15 protein-coding genes and 1 pseudogene are annotated in these 19,034 nt (G+C 68.8%); 11 read left to right on the top strand and 5 right to left on the bottom strand.

The window, feature by feature from the left end:
* Positions 1-13: 13 nt before the first annotated feature.
* Positions 14-1,381, bottom strand: coding sequence for an MFS transporter (locus AX769_RS16660; RefSeq protein WP_082763881.1), 1,368 nt, complete (start codon positions 1,379-1,381; stop codon positions 14-16).
* 99 nt (positions 1,382-1,480) lie between these two features.
* Between AX769_RS16660 and AX769_RS24175 the strand changes: the two are divergent.
* The 3 genes and pseudogenes from AX769_RS24175 to AX769_RS16645 form a co-directional block, all read left to right on the top strand.
* Positions 1,481-1,627: pseudogene (locus AX769_RS24175) on the top strand (30S ribosomal protein S6--L-glutamate ligase); the annotation flags it as partial.
* Between the two features lie 174 nt (positions 1,628-1,801).
* Positions 1,802-3,283: an MFS transporter gene (locus AX769_RS16650; protein WP_066281613.1), complete on the top strand. Its 1,482-nt coding sequence runs from the start codon at positions 1,802-1,804 to the stop codon at positions 3,281-3,283.
* Between the two features lie 7 nt (positions 3,284-3,290).
* Complete coding sequence (locus AX769_RS16645) at positions 3,291-3,929, top strand: TetR/AcrR family transcriptional regulator (RefSeq protein WP_066281611.1); 639 nt, start codon at positions 3,291-3,293, stop codon at positions 3,927-3,929.
* 102 nt (positions 3,930-4,031) lie between these two features.
* Here the strand turns inward: AX769_RS16645 and AX769_RS16640 are convergent, their stop codons facing one another.
* Entirely contained in the window at positions 4,032-5,909 is a 1,878-nt protein-coding gene (locus AX769_RS16640; protein ID WP_066281609.1) for an arabinofuranosidase catalytic domain-containing protein, read from the bottom strand.
* Between the two features lie 322 nt (positions 5,910-6,231).
* On the opposite strand from AX769_RS16640, the gene AX769_RS16635 reads away from it, so the two are divergent.
* The 6 genes from AX769_RS16635 to AX769_RS16610 all read left to right on the top strand — a co-directional run bounded on the left by AX769_RS16635 (position 6,232) and on the right by AX769_RS16610 (position 12,696).
* On the top strand, positions 6,232-7,497 hold the full coding sequence (locus tag AX769_RS16635) for an ABC transporter substrate-binding protein (RefSeq protein ID WP_066281607.1): 1,266 nt from the start codon (positions 6,232-6,234) through the stop codon (positions 7,495-7,497).
* Positions 7,497-8,453: a carbohydrate ABC transporter permease gene (locus AX769_RS16630; RefSeq protein ID WP_066281605.1), complete on the top strand. Its 957-nt coding sequence runs from the start codon at positions 7,497-7,499 to the stop codon at positions 8,451-8,453. Before AX769_RS16635 ends, AX769_RS16630 begins: the two co-directional genes overlap by 1 nt.
* Positions 8,443-9,354 (top strand): carbohydrate ABC transporter permease, encoded by a 912-nt coding sequence (locus AX769_RS16625; protein ID WP_082763880.1) that lies wholly within the window; start codon positions 8,443-8,445, stop codon positions 9,352-9,354. Before AX769_RS16630 ends, AX769_RS16625 begins: the two co-directional genes overlap by 11 nt.
* A gap of 4 nt (positions 9,355-9,358) precedes the next feature.
* Positions 9,359-10,666 carry a hypothetical protein gene (locus AX769_RS16620; RefSeq protein ID WP_066281604.1) on the top strand — a complete coding sequence of 436 codons (1,308 nt, stop codon included), beginning with the start codon at positions 9,359-9,361 and terminating at the stop codon, positions 10,664-10,666.
* A 58-nt stretch (positions 10,667-10,724) separates the two neighbouring features.
* A complete protein-coding gene (locus AX769_RS16615) occupies positions 10,725-11,798 on the top strand; it encodes a LacI family DNA-binding transcriptional regulator (RefSeq protein ID WP_162269019.1) in 1,074 nt (357 codons plus the stop codon).
* 106 nt (positions 11,799-11,904) lie between these two features.
* Positions 11,905-12,696 carry an alpha/beta fold hydrolase gene (locus AX769_RS16610; RefSeq protein WP_066281599.1) on the top strand — a complete coding sequence of 264 codons (792 nt, stop codon included), beginning with the start codon at positions 11,905-11,907 and terminating at the stop codon, positions 12,694-12,696.
* A gap of 15 nt (positions 12,697-12,711) precedes the next feature.
* Here AX769_RS16610 and AX769_RS25400 read toward each other — a convergent pair whose 3' ends face one another.
* The 3 genes from AX769_RS25400 to AX769_RS16595 form a co-directional block, all read right to left on the bottom strand.
* Positions 12,712-13,620: a CPCC family cysteine-rich protein gene (locus tag AX769_RS25400; RefSeq protein WP_239452058.1), complete on the bottom strand. Its 909-nt coding sequence runs from the start codon at positions 13,618-13,620 to the stop codon at positions 12,712-12,714.
* Positions 13,620-13,841, bottom strand: a complete 222-nt coding sequence (locus tag AX769_RS16600) for a hypothetical protein (RefSeq protein WP_157887689.1) — start codon at positions 13,839-13,841, stop codon at positions 13,620-13,622. Before AX769_RS16600 ends, AX769_RS25400 begins: the two co-directional genes overlap by 1 nt.
* A 69-nt stretch (positions 13,842-13,910) precedes the next feature.
* Complete coding sequence (locus tag AX769_RS16595) at positions 13,911-16,565, bottom strand: non-ribosomal peptide synthetase (protein ID WP_066281593.1); 2,655 nt, start codon at positions 16,563-16,565, stop codon at positions 13,911-13,913.
* A gap of 190 nt (positions 16,566-16,755) precedes the next feature.
* On the opposite strand from AX769_RS16595, the gene AX769_RS16590 reads away from it, so the two are divergent.
* A complete protein-coding gene (locus AX769_RS16590; protein ID WP_066281591.1) occupies positions 16,756-17,574 on the top strand; it encodes an SDR family oxidoreductase in 819 nt (272 codons plus the stop codon).
* Between the two features lie 67 nt (positions 17,575-17,641).
* Positions 17,642-19,012, top strand: coding sequence for an aspartate aminotransferase family protein (locus AX769_RS16585; RefSeq protein ID WP_204249225.1), 1,371 nt, complete (start codon positions 17,642-17,644; stop codon positions 19,010-19,012).
* Positions 19,013-19,034 lie beyond the last annotated feature (22 nt).

Raw genomic sequence — 19,034 nt, 5'->3', positions numbered from 1 at the left:
TGATGGAACGAGGTCAGTGGTCTGAGTGGGCGCGCTGTCGCCGAGGAACCCTGACGACGGGCACGACGCTCGAGATCGGCGACGGGCCCGAGCCGCCTTCCAGTTCGGCGACGACGACGGCGGGTGCGTTCGGCACGAGGCGGCGCACGATCACGGCACCGATCGCCGACGACCCGGCGATGCAGATCACCAGACCCCAGAGGAGGAACGACGGGTTCCAAGCCAGGATCGCGGGAGTGAAGAGCGCGACGACCGCGAACACCCCGCGGGCAATGGAGTAGGTCAGGCCCTGGGCGGTGCCGCGCGTGTCCGGCGGGAAGAGGAGCTGCGACCAGACCTTGTAGTTGGCCTCGCCCGCGAACGTGTTGACGATGTTGTAGAGGATGTAGAAGACCAGCATCGCGAGCAGCAGCGCACCTCCCGAGATGGCGCCGATGAGGAACGCGATGATCTGGAGGGCCGCGGCGAAGAAGAAGATCCGGTCGCGCCATTTGGAGTCGGCGAATCGGACGAAGACGAGCGATGTGATGATTCCCAGCGGCACGACTGCCAGGCCGATGCCGGTGGCGAGCGTCTGAGAGGCACCGCTGACCGTGACGAAGAAGTACGTGCCGAACTGGCCGAAGGTGTTGGCGGCGATTCCCCAGAGCACGTAGAAGCCGAATGTCGCGATCATGGGGATCATGACCGAGCGGGTCAGCAGGTTCTTCAGCGAGATGCCCTTCGGGACTTCGAGGCCGATCGTGTCGGCGACGGCTTGTTCCTGCTCGGCGCTGTGGTCTTCGAGCTTCAGGCGGGAGCGCAGGATCCAGGTCGCGATCGCCACGACCGCCAGCTGACCGATCACGATCTTCGTGCCGACGAAGCCCATCTTGGAGGTGACGAGACCCAGCCCGATCGCGACCAGGATTCCGATCGTCCACATGGTCTGGGTGAAGCTGATGAGACGACCTCGCGCCCACGTGGGCACGGCGTCGGACACGACGGCGAGCGACGTCGGGAGGTCGGCTCCCGCAGCGAGGCCGACGATGATGATCCCGATGAAGAGCACGACTGCGTTGGGGGCCAGCACGATGACGACGGCACCGAGCGCATAGAAGGCGATGTCGAAGCCGTAGACGAGCCTGCGGCCGAACACGTCGCCGAGGCGGCCTCCGAACAGAGAGCCGATTGCGATGCAGACGGTGAGGATCGCGCTCATGGAGCCGAGTGCCCACACCGACAGGTCGTAGTGGGTGGCCCAGATGGCGAGACAGACCGAGACCCCGACGAGGATGCCGGAGTCGAGGTACGACGCCATCCCGGAGAGAGCGGCGATTCTCCAATAGCGGCCGGGAACCCGCTGACGTGGGCCAGGTGCGGTGGGTGCTTCGGAACTCATTACGTGACTCCTTCGTCAGTGTGGTTCGTGCGTCACCGCCGACTTTAGAAGGATTGAAACGTTTAAGCAAGATCCCCGTCAGGATGGTGCTCGATCGGGTCGGCGGTGCGGTCGGCGAAGATCATGGGCTTTCGGGTCGCAGGAGTCGACCTGCTCGAGGGCCGTGACGAGCCGCTGGTCATGGAGGTGAACTCGTCGCCGGGGCTCGAGGGCATCGAGCGGGCGACTGGATTGGGCGGGGCCGGCGAGAGCTGCTCGTGGACGCCAGCGCCGAGCTTGCGGGCAAGACCTTGAAGGAGCCGCCGCCGTCCGTCGTCTCGCCGATGCGCAACAGGAGTCGGATTTTAGCGGAGTGAACGCTCCGCTTCTGCTACAGTCAGAAGCGGAGCGATCGCTCCGCAAACTTTTCCCAGGAGACACATGACCACCACAGCCAAGCGGGCACACCACCAGGTGACCTTCGCCGTCCTCGCGGTCGGGGTCGGCGCCTACGCCCTCCTCCAGTCGCTGGTCACCCCGGTGCTGCCGACCATCCAGACGGCGCTCCACACCTCGCAGACCAACGTGACCTGGGTGCTGACGGCCTACCTGCTTTCGGCGTCGATCTTCACGCCGATCCTCGGCCGCCTCGGCGACATGCGCGGCAAGAAGAAGATGTTCGTGATCGCGCTCGTCGCCCTCGCCGTCGGTTCGCTCCTCGCAGCCCTCGCGACGACGCTGCCGATCATGATCGCGGCGCGCGTCATCCAGGGCGTCGGCGGCGGCGTGCTGCCGCTCGCGTTCGGCATCATCCGCGACGAGTTCCCGAGCGAGAAGGTCGGCGGGGCCGTGGGGCTCATCGCCGCGCTCACCGCGATCGGCGCAGGCCTCGGCATCGTTCTGGCCGGCCCGATCGTGTCGGCGCTCAACTACCACTGGCTGTTCTGGATCCCGCTCATCATGATCGCAGCGGCCGCGGTGGCCGCCGTCGCCCTCGTGCCCGAGAGCCAAGAGAAGACACCGGGCCGGATCAACTGGCTCACCGCGACGCTGCTGTCGGTCTGGCTCGTCGCGCTGCTGATCGCCGTGAGCGAGGCGCCGACGTGGGGCTGGGGCTCGGCGAAGGTGCTCGGCCTGCTCGCCGCGGCCGTCGTGTTCGGCGTCGTCTGGGTGCTCGTCGAGCGTCGCAGCTCGAACCCTCTGATCGACATGCGCATGATGGCGATCCGCGCCGTGTGGACGACCAACCTCGTGGCCCTCATGTTCGGCGTCGCGATGTACGCGCTCTTCGCGTTCCTGCCCGAGTTCTTGCAGACGCCGTCGGCGGCCGGGTACGGCTTCGGTGCGTCGATCACCAAGTCGGGCGTGATGATCCTGCCCCAGGCCGTGTTCATGTTCTTGGTGGGCCTCGTCGCCGGGCGTCTCGCCCAGCGGTTCGGGTCGAAGCTCGTGCTGATCGTGGGGTCGCTGATCGGCACCGCCGCCCTTGTGATCCTGGCGTTCGCCCACATCCAGGAGTGGGAGATCTATCTGGCGACGGCCCTCACCGGCATCGGCTTCGGCCTCGCCTTCTCATCGATGTCGAACATCATCGTGAGCGCCGTGCCCCGCGAGCAGACCGGCGTCGCCAGCGGCATGAACGCCAACATCCGCACCATCGGCGGCTCGCTCGGCGCCGCCGTCATGGCGAGCATCGTCACGGCCAAGGTGGCGCCCTCGGGCCTGCCGGTCGAGTCCGGCTACACGAACGGCTTCTTGATGCTGGCCGGCGCCGTCTTCCTCAGCGCCGTCGCCGGGGTGTTCATCCCGAAGATCACGCGCCACGTCGTCAAGCACCACACCGAGGAGCCCGACGTGGCGCTGCGTCACGGCGAGCTCGCCATGGTGCCCGGAGGTACCGTGGTGGGCGACGAATCGGAGTAACCCCACCATGACGACCACCCAGCCCGCCCCGCACAGGGCGCTGCGAAAAGACGCCACCGAGAACCGCCGGCGCCTCATCGACGCGGCCAAGGGCGTCTTCGCCGAGCACGGGCTCGAGGCCGGCGTCGAAGAGGTCGCGCACGTGGCGGGCGTCGGCATCGGCACGCTCTACCGCCGGTTCCCGACGAAAGACGCCCTCATCGCCGAGCTCGTGCGCGAGCTGCTCGAAGACGTGGTGCGGCTGGCACACGAGGCGCAGGATCTCGGGGCGGGCCGTGGTCTCGAGTGGTTCCTCTACGGCATCGGCGAGACCCAGGCTGCCAATCGCGGCTGCCTCGCCCGGGTGTGGAGCGACGACACGAGCAACGCCCTCCGCGACGAGTACCGCGGCCTGATGCTGCGCTTGCTCGCCGACGCGCGCGAGCACGGCACGGTGCGAGACGACGCGACGCTCACCGACATCGACCTGCTGTTCTGGTCGCTGCGCGGGGTGCTCGAGGCGACGGGCGACGCGTCGGGCCCGGCCTGGCGGCGGCAGGTCGCCGTCTCGGTGGCAGGGCTGCGGCCCTCGCCCGAGGCGCTGGCGCAGCCGCCGGTGCCGGATGCACTCGTCGCCGCCGTGCGGGTGGCGGCGCTGAAGCACTAGCTGCCGACCTGGTCCGAGGTGACGCCCCGGCTTTCGGCCGAGGTCCCCGCGCCGCGGCGCGGGGAGGTCGACCGAAAGACGGGGTCTCGCGGGGGCGCAGCGTCAGTTGAAGCTGAACACCTGAGCCGCGTTGCCGTTGCAGTCGTACAGCTGCAGCGCCGTGTTGTTGGCGGTGTTGCCCGACGGGTCGTCGAGGCACCGGCCCGACTGCGGGTTGAGCAGCGACCCGTTGGCCTGCGGGACCCACTGCTGGCCGCCGACCCCGTTGCACGTGTACAGCTCGACGTGCGTGCCGTTCGCGGTGCCGTTGCCGTCGATGTCGAGACAGCGGCCGAGCGTCTGGATCGTGCCGTTGGCGGCTAGCGTCCACTGCTGATCCTGCGCCGCCGGGTTGAACGAGGCGATCGTGAGGCAGTTGTAGAGCTGCACCTGCTGGCCGTTCTGGTTCAGGTCGTCACCGGCGACGTCGACGCACTGGCCGCCTGGGCCGATGATCGGCACCGCGACGCGGAAGACCTGGGCGGCGTTGCCGTTGCAGTCGTAGAGCTGCAGCGCCGTCTGGTTCGCGGTGTTGCCCGACGGGTCGTCCAGGCAGCGCCCCGACTGCGGGTTCTTCCACGATCCGTTGGCCTGCTGGATCCACTGCTGGCCGCCCGCCCCGTTGCAGTCGTACAGCTCGACATGGGTGCCGTTCGCCGTGCCGTTGCCGTCGATGTCCAGACACCGCCCGAGCGTGCCCAGCGTGCCGTTGCCGTAGGCGCTGCCCGACCAGTGCTGATCGGCGGCGAGGTTCTGGCAGTCGTAGAGCTGCACGACGGCGAGGTCGCCGCCCGTGTCGTTGCCCGCGACATCGACGCACTTTCCGCCCGGCCCGACCATCTCGGATCCTGGGCCCCCACCGGTGGAGACGGCGCTGTAGCCCTGCGCGACGATGTTCGACTGCACGGCGTTGTCAGCGGCGTCCGTCGAGTAGCCGGCGGTCATGACGCCCTCGTAGAACGTCTGCGTGCCGCGGTTGCTGTTGTCGCCGCCGGTGCCGAGCACGATCGAGCCCTCCTGATGCATGGGGGAGTAACCGCTCGGGAGGTTGCCGCTGTAGTACGTCGACAGCGATCCTGTCTGCGAGTTGCCGCCCTTCAACGCCATCGTGTTCTGCCCGTTGTTCTTGAGCAGGGCGGTGACGAAGGGGCTGGAGTTGCCGGTGTTCGCCGTGTCGACGGCCGTGCCGCCTTCGAAGACGCCGTTCTCGAGGTCGGCTTCGACCCACGGGCCGTGCCCGGCGCTGCCGGGGGCGTTGAGCAGGGCGAGGTTCAGCGCGTCCATGTGGCTGGCGCCGGTGTCGTGCTCCTGCGTCTCGACGTTGCCGAAGTCCGAGCAGCAGCCGTTGTTGACGTTCGTGCCGCTCGCCACCTCGTACATCGACTCGGGCTGGCCATTCACCGCGATGCCGGTCGTGCCGGCGCGGCGGTAGCCCGTGTCGGGTGGAAGGTAGATTCCGTAGGCGGCGTGGCCGGCGACGGTCACGGGCAGGGCGTTGGCGATCGCCCCGACGTTTGCCGGCCCCTGCACGCCGGCCGGCTCGATCGTGAGGTCGTTGTGCTGCGGCGACTGGTCGTAGATCGTGGTGATCGTACAGGTCGTGCCCGAGCAGAACGAGTCCTGCCCCGCGGCGTTGGCGTAGCCGCCCGCGCTCAGCACCCCGACGTCGTAGGTGGCGCTGTCGGAGGCACGCTGCACCTGGTAGAGCGGCCCGTTGTAGCTCGTGTACAGCGCCCGAACCGAGCTGTACGCGGCCACGCACGAGGTGCCGGCGCTGCCGTAGATGTCGCAGGGCAGCTGGGTCGCGGCCTGAGCCTGCCCGGCGATGCCGAACAGCGACCCGATCGCGAGGGCGCCGGTGCCGATGACGGCGGCGAGGAGTCGCCGCCAGGGCTTTCCTCGCGCGGATCTCGGCCGACGCGAGGAGGGAGATGTGGTCATGGTGGCTGCTTTCTCCGGGCAACGCTGCCCGGCGTCGAGCGAGGTGGTGACAGTGCCCTAGCGACACCGCTTTATCGATTAAGCACGACAACAAAAAAGTTGTGGGGCGACTTCTGCGTCGCACCCGACCGATGCCCTGGAACATACGCGTGTTCGGCCGAGAGCGCCAGAAAACTTTCGCCCCCGAGATGGTTGACCGAGCGACGTGGGCTGGCTATAGTCCGATTTATCGATTAAGCACCTGATCCGCTTGATCGATTAATCACTCGCTTCTCATCACCACGCAGCACCACACGCACAGCACGGAACTCAAGGGAGAGTCATGTACAGGAAGAAAGCAATCGCACTCGGCGCCGTCGCAGTGCTCGGGCTGGGGATGGGCCTCGCCGGCTGCTCCTCCAGCAGCGGGTCGTCCGCCTCCGGCGGCACCGTCGACTTGACGGTCTGGACGGGCTTCACCGGTGGCGACCGCCCCGGCTACGCCCAGATCGTCAAAGACTTCAACGCCTCGCAGAAGAAGATCCACGTGACGATGACCGTCCAGCCGTGGGACACCATCCAGCAGAAGCTGCCCTCGGCCTGGCTCACCGGCACCGGCCCCGACATCGCGGCGCCCTCGTCCGACCCGAACGTCATCGCCCAGTACGTCAAGACGAACTCGGTGCTGCCCATCACCGACACCGGCTCGGGCAACTCGAAGATCAACACCAGCGACTTCGCTTCGGCCCTCACGAAAGAGTTCACCTACAACGGCAAGCTCTACGCCGTGCCCGCCAACTACGCGACACTGAGCCTCTACTACAACAAGAAGCTCTTCAAGGCGGCCGGCATCGCCTCTGCTCCCACCACCGTGGCCGAGTTCCAGCAGGATGCCAAGAAGCTCACCACCGGGGGCACCTACGGCCTGTCGCTGGCCGACAACAACACCATCCAGATGTGGCCGGTGCTGCAGTGGCTGTCGGGCGGCGACATCGTCAATTCGAAGAACTGCAGCGTCGTGCAGACCGCCGCCGGCATCAAGAGCCTCCAGCCGTGGGTCGACCTCGTGAAGAACGACAAGATCTCGCCCGTCGGGCAGTCGGGCGCCGTCGCCGACTCGCTCTTCTCGGCAGGCAAGGCCGCGATGGAGATCAACGGCCCGTGGGCGGCCCCCGGCTACAAGTCGGCGGGCATCGACCTCGGCATCGCCAAGCTGCCAGTGTCCGTGACAGGCCAGGCCACCACGCTCGGCAGCACCGCCCCCCTGGCGATCTCGGCCAAGACCAAGCACCCGGCCGAGGCGCAGCAGTTCCTCGCCTACTACACGAGCAAGGCAGCGCAACTGAAGTTCTCCGAGACGACCGGCTTCCCGCCGCTCCGCACCGACCTCAGCGACAACGCCACCCTCAAGGCCAACCCGACGGTGTCGGTCTTCGCCAGCCAGGTGCCGGATGCGCGCCTCTACCTCCCGCAGGTTCCGAGCGCCACGCAGGTCGACGCCAACGGCTACGTACCGCTGATCCAGAAGGTCACCCGTGACGGCGACGTCGCCGGCGACACCAAGGCTGCGGCCGCGACCATCAACTCGCTCACCGGCTGCAAGAGCTGATGACGGCACTCAACGAAGCGCGGGGCGCCACTTCGGCGCCCCGCGCCCGGGGCGGCACGACCGACGGGCCCCGGCCCACCCGGGGCCGGCCGCGCTGGCGCTCGAAGGCCGCGTGGATGTTCATGGCGCCGAGCCTCGTGATCCTGGGCGTGTTCGTGCTCTGGCCGATCGTGCAGTCGTTCTGGTACAGCCTGCACACCTGGACGATCGGCGCCGCCACCCAGCCGTTCATCGGCCTCGGCAACTACATCGCCCTGACGAAGGACGCGCAGTTCTGGGGCGCCCTCCTCCACACCGTCGAGATCACGGCGATCTCGGTGGTCGTGCTGGTCGCCCTCGGGTTCTTCCTCGCCTTGGCGCTGTCGTCCGAAAGCGTGATCAGCCGGGTGATCCGGTCGGCGTTCTTCTTCCCGTACGTCGCCTCGCTGACCGCGGTCGGCCTCGTCTGGCGCTTCCTCCTCGACCCGAACATCGGCATGGTCGACGGGCTCCTCCACCAGCTCGGGCTGCCTTCGCCGGCCTGGCTCGAGTCGACCAGCCTCGCTCTCCCGACGATCATCTTCGTGTCGATCTGGAAGAACGTCGGCTTCGTCATGATCATCCTGGTCGCCGGCCTCAAGGGCGTGCCAGAAGACCAGTACGAGGCCGCTCGCCTGGACGGCGCGTCGCGCAGCCAGCTGGTCCGCTACGTCAGCCTGCCCGCTCTCCGCCCGACGATGCTCTTCGTCACCGTGATCCTGACGATCCAGTCGCTGCAGCTCTTCGACCTCGTCTACGTCATGACCGACGGCGGCCCGGAGTTCAAGACCGACACTCTGGTCACCCTCCTGTTCCGCGACGGGTTCGTCAACTTCCAGACCGGCTACGCGTCGGCGATCTCGTGGGTGCTCTTCCTGCTGATCGTGATCGTGTCCGCTCTCCAACTCAAATTCTTCAGGTACAACGATGTCGACTAGAACCCTTGATCCGGCCCCGCCCCGGAGCCCCGCCCGCCGCCATCCGACACCCGGCCGCCCGGCGCGTCGCCGCAAGGCGGCACGTCACGTCGACGCCGTCGATGTCGTCAAGTGGGTCGCCGTCGGCATCGGCGTCATCGTCGCGATCGTGCCCTTCATCTGGATGATCGGCACCTCCTTCCGCAGCGAGGCCGACCTCTTCGGGCACCCGGCGAACCTGCTGCCGACGCACTGGACCCTGCACGGCTACGAGGGCGTGTGGCAGCAACTGCCCTTCCTCCGCCTCCTGCTCAACACCGTGATCTTCGCCGGCGTCACGACGCTCGCGACGCTGTTCTTCGACTCGATGTGCGCGTACGCGCTGGCCCGGATCGAGTTCCGCGGCCGCACGATCGCCTTTTGGCTCGTGCTCGTGACGCTGATGGTGCCCTTCCAGGTCACGCTGATCCCGGTGTTCATCGAGCTCTTCCACCTCGGCTGGCTCAACTCGTACCAGGGCCTGATCATCCCGCGTGCCACCAGCGCCTTCGGCATCTTCCTGTTCCGGCAGTTCTTCGTGTCGATCCCCAAAGAGCTCGACGAGGCCGCGCGTCTCGACGGCGCGGGCCACTTCAGGATCTACTCGCGCATCATCCTGCCGCTGGCGAAGCCGGCCATCGCGACCGTCGCGCTGCTCAACTTCACGGCCCTGTGGAACGACCTGCTGTGGCCCCTCGTCGTGACGTCGTCGCCGACCCTGCAGACTCTGCCTGCCGGGCTCGCGCTCTTCGGCGGCCAGCACGTGACGGACCACGCCGTGCTGCTCGCAGGCGCTGTCATCTCGCTGGTGCCGATCGCCGTCGCCTTCTTCCTCGCCCAGCGGTTCTTCGTCGCTGGCATCTCGAACACCGGATTGAAGTGATCGCGTGAGCGCCTATTTCGACGCCGACCGCCTGCAGTGGCTGCTCGGCATCGAAGACACCTGCGTCTATCCGCCGGAGGGCTCGGCCATGGGCCAGCTCGACGAGCATCGGCTGACCGGCCACGACGACCACTGGCGCGAGGACTTCGACCGCGTCGTCGCCCTTGGTGCGACCGGCGTCCGCTACGGGGTCAGCTGGCCGCTCACTCACACCGGCCCTGACATGTTCGACTGGAGCGTGCTCGACGAGCGGTTCGACTACGCCGTGAACACCCTCGGGCTCACGATCGTCGCCGACCTCGTGCACTACGGCACGCCGACCTGGCTCACCCGGTCGTTCGACGACGAGGGCTACCCCGAGGCGATCGCGCTCTTCGCGGGCAGGTTCGCCGAGCGCTACCGCGGTGTCGTCGACCACATCACCCCGCTCAACGAGCCGATCACGACGGCGTCGTTCTGCGGCCTGCGCGGTGTCTGGCCACCGGCACTGAGCGGCTGGAGCGGCTGGACGCGCGTCACGCTGCAGATCGTCGACGGCCTGCGGCGCAGCATCGCGGCCATCCGAAAGGCCAACTCCGACGCGACCATCGTGCACGTCGAGGCGTCGGCGATCTACGAGACCGAAGACCCCGCTCTGGTGCCCGACGTGGCGCATCACGAGGCCATCGCGCGGCTCCCCACCGAGCTGCTGCTGGGCCGCGTCGACGAGCAGCATCCGCTGTGGCCGTGGCTCGTCGACCAGGGCGCCCCGCCGCTGCGCCTCCTGGAGTTCACAGAGGGCGTGCCCGAGATCGATGTGCTCGGCGTCAACTACTACCCGGATCTCACTCCGCGGATCCTGCGCCCCCTCGACGGTGGGATCGCGCAGGTCACCGCGAACCGCGGGGTCGACGGGCTGCGGGCGGTGCTCGAAGACGCGGGCCGCCGCTACGGTCTGCCGATGGTGGTCACCGAGACGAGCATCGAGGGCACCGCCCTCGTCAGACAGGAGTGGCTCGAGTCGTCGATGGCGCTCGTGCAGGAGATGAAGGCGTCAGGATGCGACATCCGCGGCTACACCTGGTGGCCGCTGTTCGATTTCGTCGACTGGTCGTACGCCTCGGGCGGGCAGAACGTCGAAGAGTTCGTGCTCGACGCCAGTGCCGGGCTGCAGGCGTCGGAGGAGAGGTTCGCCGAGAAGAGCGACGACCTCACGCCCTTCTTCCGCCGCATGGGCCTCGTGTCGATCGCCGACCGGCAGCTGACCCGGGTCGAGACGAGCGCTGCGGCGAGTTTCGCTCTCGGGGCGCGGGTGTCGTCGTCGGCAGGCTGAGACCGCTACGGTTTCGGTGAATCGATCAATCAGACGGGCGGGGAGGACCATGCCGAAAGTGTCGAAAGGCGGGGTCACCCTCCGCGACGTCGCCGAGCGCGTCGGCGTCACCCCGGCGGCGGTGTCGATGGCGCTGCTCGGGCGGGGTCGCATCAGCGAGCAGAAGCGCCTCGACATCCAGAACGCCGCCGCCGAGCTCGGGTACGTCGGTTCGTCGGCCGCCCGGGCGCTGCGCAGCCAGCGCGCTGACACGATCGCGCTGATCGTGCCGACGACGGCGACCCACGTCTTCGGCCACGCGTACTTCACGCACGTGCTGCAGGGGGTGATCGAGGCCGCGAACGAGCGCAACATCCAGGTGCTGATCTCGACGAACGCCGACCAGGATAATGGGCTGACCGCCTACGAGCGCGTGATGCGCTCGAACATGGTCGACGGCGCGATCGTCACCAGCGCGGCGATCGACGACTCGACCGTCGAACGGCTCAACGAGGGCGGCGTGCCCGTCGTGCTCATCGGCAACTTCCCCTACCTGCAGGATCCCGTGACCGTCGGCGTCGACGACCGGGCCGCGTCCGTCCTCGCGACCGACCACTTGATCGGGGTGCACGGGCGCACTCGGCTGCTGCACGTGGCAGGGCCGCTCGACCACCAGACCGGTCTCGACCGCAGCATCGGCTTCACGTCGGCGGTGGAGGCGGCGGGCATCTCTTCGGGCTCGATGATCGTGGAAGGCGACCTGAGCGAAGGCGGTGGAGCGGACGCGATCCTGCGGCTCGGGGCATCGGTGACGGACTTCGACGGGATCTTCTTCGCCAACGACGACATGGCCTACGGCGCGATCCAGGAGCTGCGGCGCCAGGGCGTGCGGGTGCCCGCCGACGTCTCGATCATCGGATTCGACGACTTCGGCCTGTCGCGGGCGGTCAGCCCCAGCATCACCACGATCCACGTGCCCGCCGAGGAGATGGCGCGCGCCGCCACCGGCCGCTTGCTCGACATCGTCGAGGGCATCGCGGGCTGGAGCCGCCGCGACTTCGAGGTGTCGCTCGTCGCGCGGGAGTCCTGCGGCTGCGGGCCGCTGCGCGTTGCCGCCGCGGCACCTGCGGCTGGCAGCTCGCACCACACCTAGGCGCGGTGCGACCCGTCACCAGGAGGTGCCGCAGCCACGCTCGGGCGAGCGGCGCGACATAATCGAGTGTCGCCCGCATTCGAGCCGTTCCGCCACGAAGGGACCCGTGAGCCCGAAGATCCGCACACCGAAGCCTCCGCTGCTGCACCTGGCCGACCAGGTCGGCGAGGGGCCGCCGGTCGTGATGCTGCACGGAATCGCCTCGTCGTGGGTGACCTTCCAGAACGTCATCCCACTGCTCAAAGACACGCACCGGTGCATCGCCGTCGACCTGCTGGGGTTCGGCGACTCGCCCATCCCCGAAACCGGCGACTACACGATCGGCGAGCACGCGGAGGCGATCCACCAGACCCTCAAGAAGCTGCACCTGAAGGAGCCCGTGATCCTGATCGGCCACTCGATGGGAGCCCTGATAGCGGCGCGGCTCGCCGCGACCTACCCCAAGAAGATCAGCAAGGTGGTGCTCGTCAGCCCGCCGATCTATCTGACGCCCGATCAGCTGACGTCGCGCCGCGACCGGCAGATCATGGACTTCTACCTGCGCGCCTATCACTACCTGCGCGAGAACCCGCGCTTCACCCTTCGCGCTGCGCGCACCGTCGAGCGGTTCCTGTCGATCCCGAAGGCGATGGACATCAACGAGCGCACCTGGGTGCCGTTCATCAAGTCGCTCGAGCACTCGATCGAGTCGGAGACGACCATCAACGACATCGCCGCCACGAAGGCGCCGATCGAGATCGTCTACGGCAACTTCGACCAGTTCCACTCGGAGGGCGTGCTGCGCATCGTCGGCAGGATGCACGGCGTGCGCGTGCACCGCGTCATGGGCAGCGATCACCTGATCGGCAAGCGTCTCGCCCGCGCGGTCGCGGTCGCCGCCGCCTCCATCCGCACCTGAGACGACGCCCGGCGCTCAGGCGTCGCGACCCACTCGCGACGTCGGTCGCCACCAGTAGAGCACGGTGGGATCGTCGGGCCACGGCTTCGCCTTCTCGCGAGAGAAGTCGTCGAGCCGCGGGTCGATCGGCCGCCAGCCGAACTCGCGGACGTCATCGCCCGTGGGCTGTCGCACGAACTGCGCGAGGCGCGGCTCGGAGGTGCCGTGCGCCCAGTAGTTCGCCTGGGCCTCGACGAGAGAGACCCGATTGGCGCCCCCGCCGTTGACGGGGTCGGCGAGCTGTGCCGCGTCGTCCTCCCAGAAGCAGATAGGGCAGATCGCATAGCTGCCGGGCACGTCGTCGAGGGTGAGGTAGCCGCAGCAGACGCATGGGTACGAGTGCGCGCGCGCGGTGCTCGCATCCTGCCCGCCTCGGCGATCCTGGCCGAAGGGTGTCTGGTCGACGGCGGCCCGAAGGGATCGTGTCATGAGGCCTCGCGGCAACCACAGGTGCGTGAGGGCGACAGCGAGGAGGCACCAGCCAACGGCGAAGATCGTCTCGTTCGGGTAGAAGCCGGCGGACGCCGGCACAGCTTCGTCGGGGATGGCGGGATTCTCCTGCCAGCCAGAACCGATGGTGGTGTAAGAGAGCATGATGACGAATCCCGCAAGGGTCAGCACTGCGATTGTCACATCCCCGTGGCGCAGCCAGGCGCGTCGGAGGGGTGGGATGGCCCGGAGAATCAGACCGACCACGATTGCCGCGATCGTCGTGACGGCTGCGATCAGGGCTGCACCGAATAACGTATCCAGGCCGTCATAGACGCCGCCTGCCGCGAAGAAGACCATCGCGACGCAGAAAAGCACGAACCCGCAGATGACCGTCTGGGCGGGTAGTGCGATCCACGCCAGGAGGGCGACTGTCCTCGGTTTCGCCGCGGGCATCACCACGGGTTGGAGCCCAGGATGCCGGTCAGGCCGGTGATCCAGGTCGCGTGCCGCGAAAGGCCGTGGGCGAAGCCGCGCCCGTCGAGTTCGTGCAGGTCTCGGCCCGCCGCGATGTAGTTGGCACCGGCCGCTAGGCCGTTGGCGGCGGTGACCGACTGCTCGAGGCGCGCGGGCGCGGCGGCAGCCCACGCGCGCGCCGCGGGAGAGTCCAAGTCCACCGTCCCAACGATACGAGTGACGGGCTGCCCGCCGAACGCCCCACTTCTGGGCGCATCCGCCGGCCCGGGTCAGGCCACTGGCTCGAGTGTCCTCCGGATCTGCGCCGCGAGGGTCTGGACCTCGGGCTCGCGGAGGAGCGACGTGTGGTCGGTGTCGATCGACGCGACGATCAGCTCGCCGGTGATGAGCTCCTCCCAGGCGGCAGTGCCGTGCTCGTTGGTCTCGGCCATCACGTAGAGCACCCGCCCGTCGAAGCTCTGCGGCACGTAGTGGCGCAGCGTCAGGTTCGCGTGGTCGGTGTGAGCCTCGAACTGCTTCTGCGCGTCGAGAGGCACCAGGCCGACGAGGTGGGCGCGCAGGTGCCGGGCTATCTGATCGCGCGGCGGCAGACCGTCGGGCAGGACGCGCTGAAGCTGGCGCTGCAGCACCGAGCGGGGGCCGGTCCGCGGGGCGCGAGCGGCCTCCGGTGCGGCGCCCTCCGGCACGGCGCTGTCCGCCGCGGGCGCGTCCCGAGGGAAGGTGTCGAGGAGCACCAGAAGCTCGACCTCTTCGCCGGCGGCCCGCAGCAGCTGCGCGATCTCGAGCGCGACGAACCCGCCGAAGCTGTGGCCGACGAGCACGTACGGCCCGTGCGGCTGGACGATGCGCATCGTGCGGATGACGCGCTCGGCGTGAGCGCGGACGGTGCGGTCGGGCAGCGCCCGCTCTTCCATTCCGTGGGCCTGGAACGCGTAGACGTCGCGGTCGGGGAACTGGCGGGCGAGCGGCAGGTAGGTCAGGCCGAGAGCGCCGCCTCCGGCAATGCAGAACAGCGGCCTTGTGCCGGTGCCGGTGTTCAGCGGCACGACGTCGGGGTCGCCGGGCAGCGCGGCTTCGTTGTTCTGCACGCGCTTCGTGAACTCCGCGAGCGTGGGGGCGCTCAGGAGGTCCGACGACGACAGGGAGACGCCGTAGCGCTCACGGACGACGGCGAGCAGCTCTTCGGTCGAGAGCGAGTCGCCGCCGAGAGCCATGAAGTCGTCGTCGGCGTCGAGCCCGGGGATCTCGAGCACGCTGCACCAGACCTGCGCCATCACGTACTCGTACTGGTCGAGGGCCTCGATCGAGACGGTGCGCTCGGGCACGGGCGGCAGCGCCAGGCGATCGACCTTGCCCCGCTCCGTCCGGGGGAGGACGGTGAGCTGCAGGATCTCCGCGGGGATCATGTACTCCGGTAGCGTGTCTCGGAGGACACGGCGGAGCGCCGGAGTCGACGGGGCGCGCATGTCGGCCGCGGGCACGATGTAGGCGACGAGCCTGGCCGGTTTCTCGGCATCCTGCTGAGCGATGACGACGGCGTCGCGGACGCTGTCGAGGTCGGTCAGCGCGGCTTCGATCTCGCTCGGCTCGACGAGGTAGCCGCGCACCTTGACCGCGTTGTCCGAACGACCCGCCATGCGGAGGTTGCCGTCGTCGTCGATGCGCCCCAGGTCGCCGGTGCGGTAGCGGACCCGGCCGTCGCCGGTGGGCGAGAAGCGTTCGGCCGTGCGCTCGTCGTCGTGCCAGTAGCCGCCGCTGAGGCCGTCCGAGACGAAGACGATCTCGCCGAGCTCTCCGGTGGGCACGTCGTCGCCGTCGTCGCCGATGATCCTGATCTCGGTGCCGACCACGGCCCGCCCGCCCGGGATGACCCCCGCCGGGACAGGCGCGCCGCCGGGGAGCGCCCACGCGGCGGCGGTGCCGCCGGCCTCGCTCGACCCGGCGCCGTTGATGTAGAGGGCGTCCGGCCGCAGCATGCGGCGAATCGTGGCGATGCCGGTGCCGGTGATGGCCTCGCCGCCGGTCAGCACGAAGCGGATGTCGTCGAGCACGGTGCCGGCCGGCAGCGACTCGGCCAGCGACTTCGCGAGGTACGGCGTGCTGTAGTACGCGGTCAGGCGATTGATCCGGAGCCAGTCGGCGAGGGCTGCGGTGCCGCCCTCTCGGGCGTCGAAGCACCAGAGCCCGGCGCCGTTCAAGAGGGGCCCGAGACCCGTGGCGAATCCGCCGACGAACCCGAGGGGGAACGTCAGGAGGGCCCTGTCGTCGGGGCCGACGCCCGTGAGCTCTCTGTGGAGGTCGACCTGTCTCACCAGCGAGCGATGCGTCTGCACCACACCCTTGGGGTGGCCGGTCGAGCCCGAGGTGAAGACGATGCTGATCGGATCGCCGCCGCTTCGATCGCGACCCGCGGTGAGCCCGTGTTCGGCTGCGGCCTCGAGACCGTGCGGGGTCATCGTCGACGCGGCGGCACGGTCGGCGATGTCGTCGAACGAGACGAGCGAGAGCAACGTGGCGGCGTCGTCGGCGAGCTCGGCCCCTGTCGGCGCGGTTGCCGCCGTGGTGAGGCACGTCGAGAGACCGGAGGCGGCGACGTAGTGGCGAAGCCGATCGACGGGCACGTGCGGGTCGAGGAAGACGTGCACGCGCCCGGCCTTCAGCACCGTCAGGATCGCCAGGAGCGCGCGGGCAGAGTGCTCGGCGAGGATGCCGACCGGGGCGTCGGAGTCGTCCAGCGTCGCGACGAGCTCGAGGGCGGCGAGATCGCTGAGCCGCTCGGCCTCCGCGAACGTGAGGCTCACCCCGGGCGAGGTCAGGGCGGGGAGGTCAGGAGTCTGTCTCGCGATCAGTCGCCATCGGTCGAGGGCGGAGATTCGGGAGTGTGGCAAGCGGTCGGAGGCGCGCGGGCGCGACGTCATCGTCATGGGGGTCTCTATTCGGGTTAGAGAGGGTGTTCGGGAGGGGGTTGACGACGCGGTGGGAGGGCAGGGTGCCGAGTCGTCTTGCTCAACGGTACGCCCCGACCTGCCGAGCACTACGAAAGTTAACCCAGGGGTGACGGGTGCCCCGCCCGCAGGCGCACGGCTCGGCCCCCGAGCCTGGCAGGATGGCGAGATGGACTTCGATGGGGAATCGTCTCTGGCCGGGCGCGTGGCCGTGATCACGGGGGTGAGCCGACGCCGGGGGATAGGCTTCGCGGTCGCGCAGCGGCTGGCGAGCATGGGCGCGAGCCTGTTCCTCCAGCATTACGCACCCCACGACGCGCAGCAACCCTGGGGCGCCGACTCTCTCGACGCCCTGATCGCCGAGCTGAGCGGCAGCCTCGTCGGTGAGGCCAGCATCGACCACGCCGAGATCGACCTCGAGTCGGCCACCGGGGGCGAGGAGCTGATCAGGGCGGCGGCCGCTGCGTTCGGGCACCTCGACATCCTGGTCTGCAATCACGCTCGAAGCGGCGGCGACGGGCGATTGGCCGACATGACGGCCGAGATGCTCGACGGGCACTGGCACGTCAACGCCCGCTCCACCCTTCTGGCCACGCGTGATTTCGCTGCCCAGCACGACGGCAGGCCCGGCGGCCGTGTGATCTGGATGACGTCGGGCCAGGTCAGCGGGCCCATGTCGAACGAGATCGCCTATGCGACGTCGAAGGCCGCGCTCGCCGGAATCACGCCGTCCGTCGCCGAAGACCTCGCCGAGCGTGGCATCGTGCTGAACACGGTCAACCCAGGCCCGGTGAACACCGGCTATCTCGACGACCTCACCGGCGACCGCGACCCCGAGACGATTCGCGACGTGCTGTCGCACTTTCCCGGTGGTGAGTTCGGCGAGCCCGACGACCCTGCGCGGCTGATCGCGTGGCTGGTCAGCGACGCCGGGCGCTGGATGGTGGGCCAGGTGCTCACCACCGATGGCGGTTTCAGGCGCTGGTAGCGGCGCGATGAGATCCTGCGCCGAGGGCCACCCCCAGCGCGTCATGTCGGCGTGCTACCGTCCGCGCGTGATTCCGAAGCAGAGCGAGAGCGACACCAACGTGAGCGCTCGTCGAACCCGGTGGAACGAGTCGAGAAGCCCGCAGGATCAAGAGACGCTCGAGCGCGACGCATCGGCCTACCTCAAGCAGGCGGTCTCGACACCGTGCCTCACCTCGATCGTCGGGGCCGAGGGGCCCTACCTGTTCGCGTCGGACGGCACGCGCTATCTCGACTTCCACGGCAATTCGGCGCACCAGATCGGCTATGCCCACCCGCGTCTCGTCGACGCCGTGACGAAGCAGCTGACGACGCTCCCGTTCGTTCCGCGGCGCTTCACGAGCGACATCAGCGTGGAGTTCGCCGAGTCGATGATCGCGCACGCCCCCGCGGGCCTCGACCGGATGCTGATGACGACCGGCGGCTCGGACGCGGTCGAAGTCGCCCTCCGGATCGCTCGCGCGGCGACCGGCCGGTTCAAGACCGTGTCGTTCTGGGAGTCATTCCACGGCGCAGGATTCGGGGCGTCGAGCGTCGGCGGCGAGCAGATGTTCCGCGCCGGCCCCATCGGCCCGCTTCTGACCGGCACCGAGCACGTGCCGCCGATCGGCTGCTACGGCGACCGATTCGGGGCGGGCCACCGGTTCGACGAACCGCACACGGAATCCTGCGGCCGCGCCCTCGCCGAGCTGATCGACTACACGCTGAGGGTGCAGGGCGACGTGGCCGCGGTCATCGCCGAGCCGATGCGCGCCGTGCCGGCCATGGCGGCGCCCGGCTTCTGGAAGGCCGTTCGCAAGAGCTGCGACGAGACCGGCACGCTGCTGATCTTCGACGAGATCCCGACCGGGCTCGGTCGCACCGGCTCGTTCTCGGTCTCGCAGCAGGAGGGCGTCGTGCCCGACCTGCTCGTGTTCGGCAAGGGCCTCGGCGGGGGCATGATCCCCATGGCCATCGTGCTCGCCCGGGCCGAGCTCGACGTCGGCGAAGAGTGGGCGTTCGGGCACTACACGCACGAGAAGAACCCCGTGATGAGCCGCGCGGGCCTCACCACGCTGCAGATCATCGACGAGGAGGGACTCGTCGAGCGGTCCGCGGCGCTGGGGCAGCACGCGCTAACGCGAGCACGCGGCCTGCGCTCTCGCTTCGGCGACGTGGTCGGCGATGTGCGCGGCCGCGGGCTCATGCTCGGGGTCGAACTCGTCGACCCGCACACCGGCCTCGCCGACGCGGATCTCGCCGAGGCCGTGCTCTACGGTTCGCTGCGTCGCGGCCTGAACTTCAAGACGACGATGGGCAACGTGCTGACGCTCTCGCCGGCCCTCACCATCAGCTCGGACCAGCTCGACGAGGCCTTCGACACCCTCGAGCTCGCTTTCGCCGAGGCCCTCGGCGCCTGACCCGGGCCGCCTCTGGCCCGCC

This window comes from Frondihabitans sp. PAMC 28766 (genome assembly GCF_001577365.1).
Lineage (GTDB): Bacteria > Actinomycetota > Actinomycetes > Actinomycetales > Microbacteriaceae > Frondihabitans.
Note: the sequence above shows the minus strand (reverse complement) of the source record. Positions and strands in the feature narration are given on the sequence as shown.

Excerpts from the sequence above, each read along its gene's own strand:
- AX769_RS16660 (WP_082763881.1), bottom strand. The coding sequence starts at position 1,381 with ATGAGTTCCGAAGCACCCACCGCACCTGGCCCACGTCAGCGGGTTCCC.
- AX769_RS16650 (WP_066281613.1), top strand. The coding sequence starts at position 1,802 with ATGACCACCACAGCCAAGCGGGCACACCACCAGGTGACCTTCGCCGTC.
- AX769_RS16645 (WP_066281611.1), top strand. The coding sequence starts at position 3,291 with ATGACGACCACCCAGCCCGCCCCGCACAGGGCGCTGCGAAAAGACGCC.
- AX769_RS16640 (WP_066281609.1), bottom strand. The coding sequence starts at position 5,909 with ATGACCACATCTCCCTCCTCGCGTCGGCCGAGATCCGCGCGAGGAAAG.
- AX769_RS16635 (WP_066281607.1), top strand. The coding sequence starts at position 6,232 with ATGTACAGGAAGAAAGCAATCGCACTCGGCGCCGTCGCAGTGCTCGGG.
- AX769_RS16630 (WP_066281605.1), top strand. The coding sequence starts at position 7,497 with ATGACGGCACTCAACGAAGCGCGGGGCGCCACTTCGGCGCCCCGCGCC.
- AX769_RS16625 (WP_082763880.1), top strand. The coding sequence starts at position 8,443 with ATGTCGACTAGAACCCTTGATCCGGCCCCGCCCCGGAGCCCCGCCCGC.
- AX769_RS25400 (WP_239452058.1), bottom strand. The coding sequence starts at position 13,620 with ATGCCCGCGGCGAAACCGAGGACAGTCGCCCTCCTGGCGTGGATCGCA.
- AX769_RS16595 (WP_066281593.1), bottom strand. The coding sequence starts at position 16,565 with ATGACGATGACGTCGCGCCCGCGCGCCTCCGACCGCTTGCCACACTCC.
- AX769_RS16590 (WP_066281591.1), top strand. The coding sequence starts at position 16,756 with ATGGACTTCGATGGGGAATCGTCTCTGGCCGGGCGCGTGGCCGTGATC.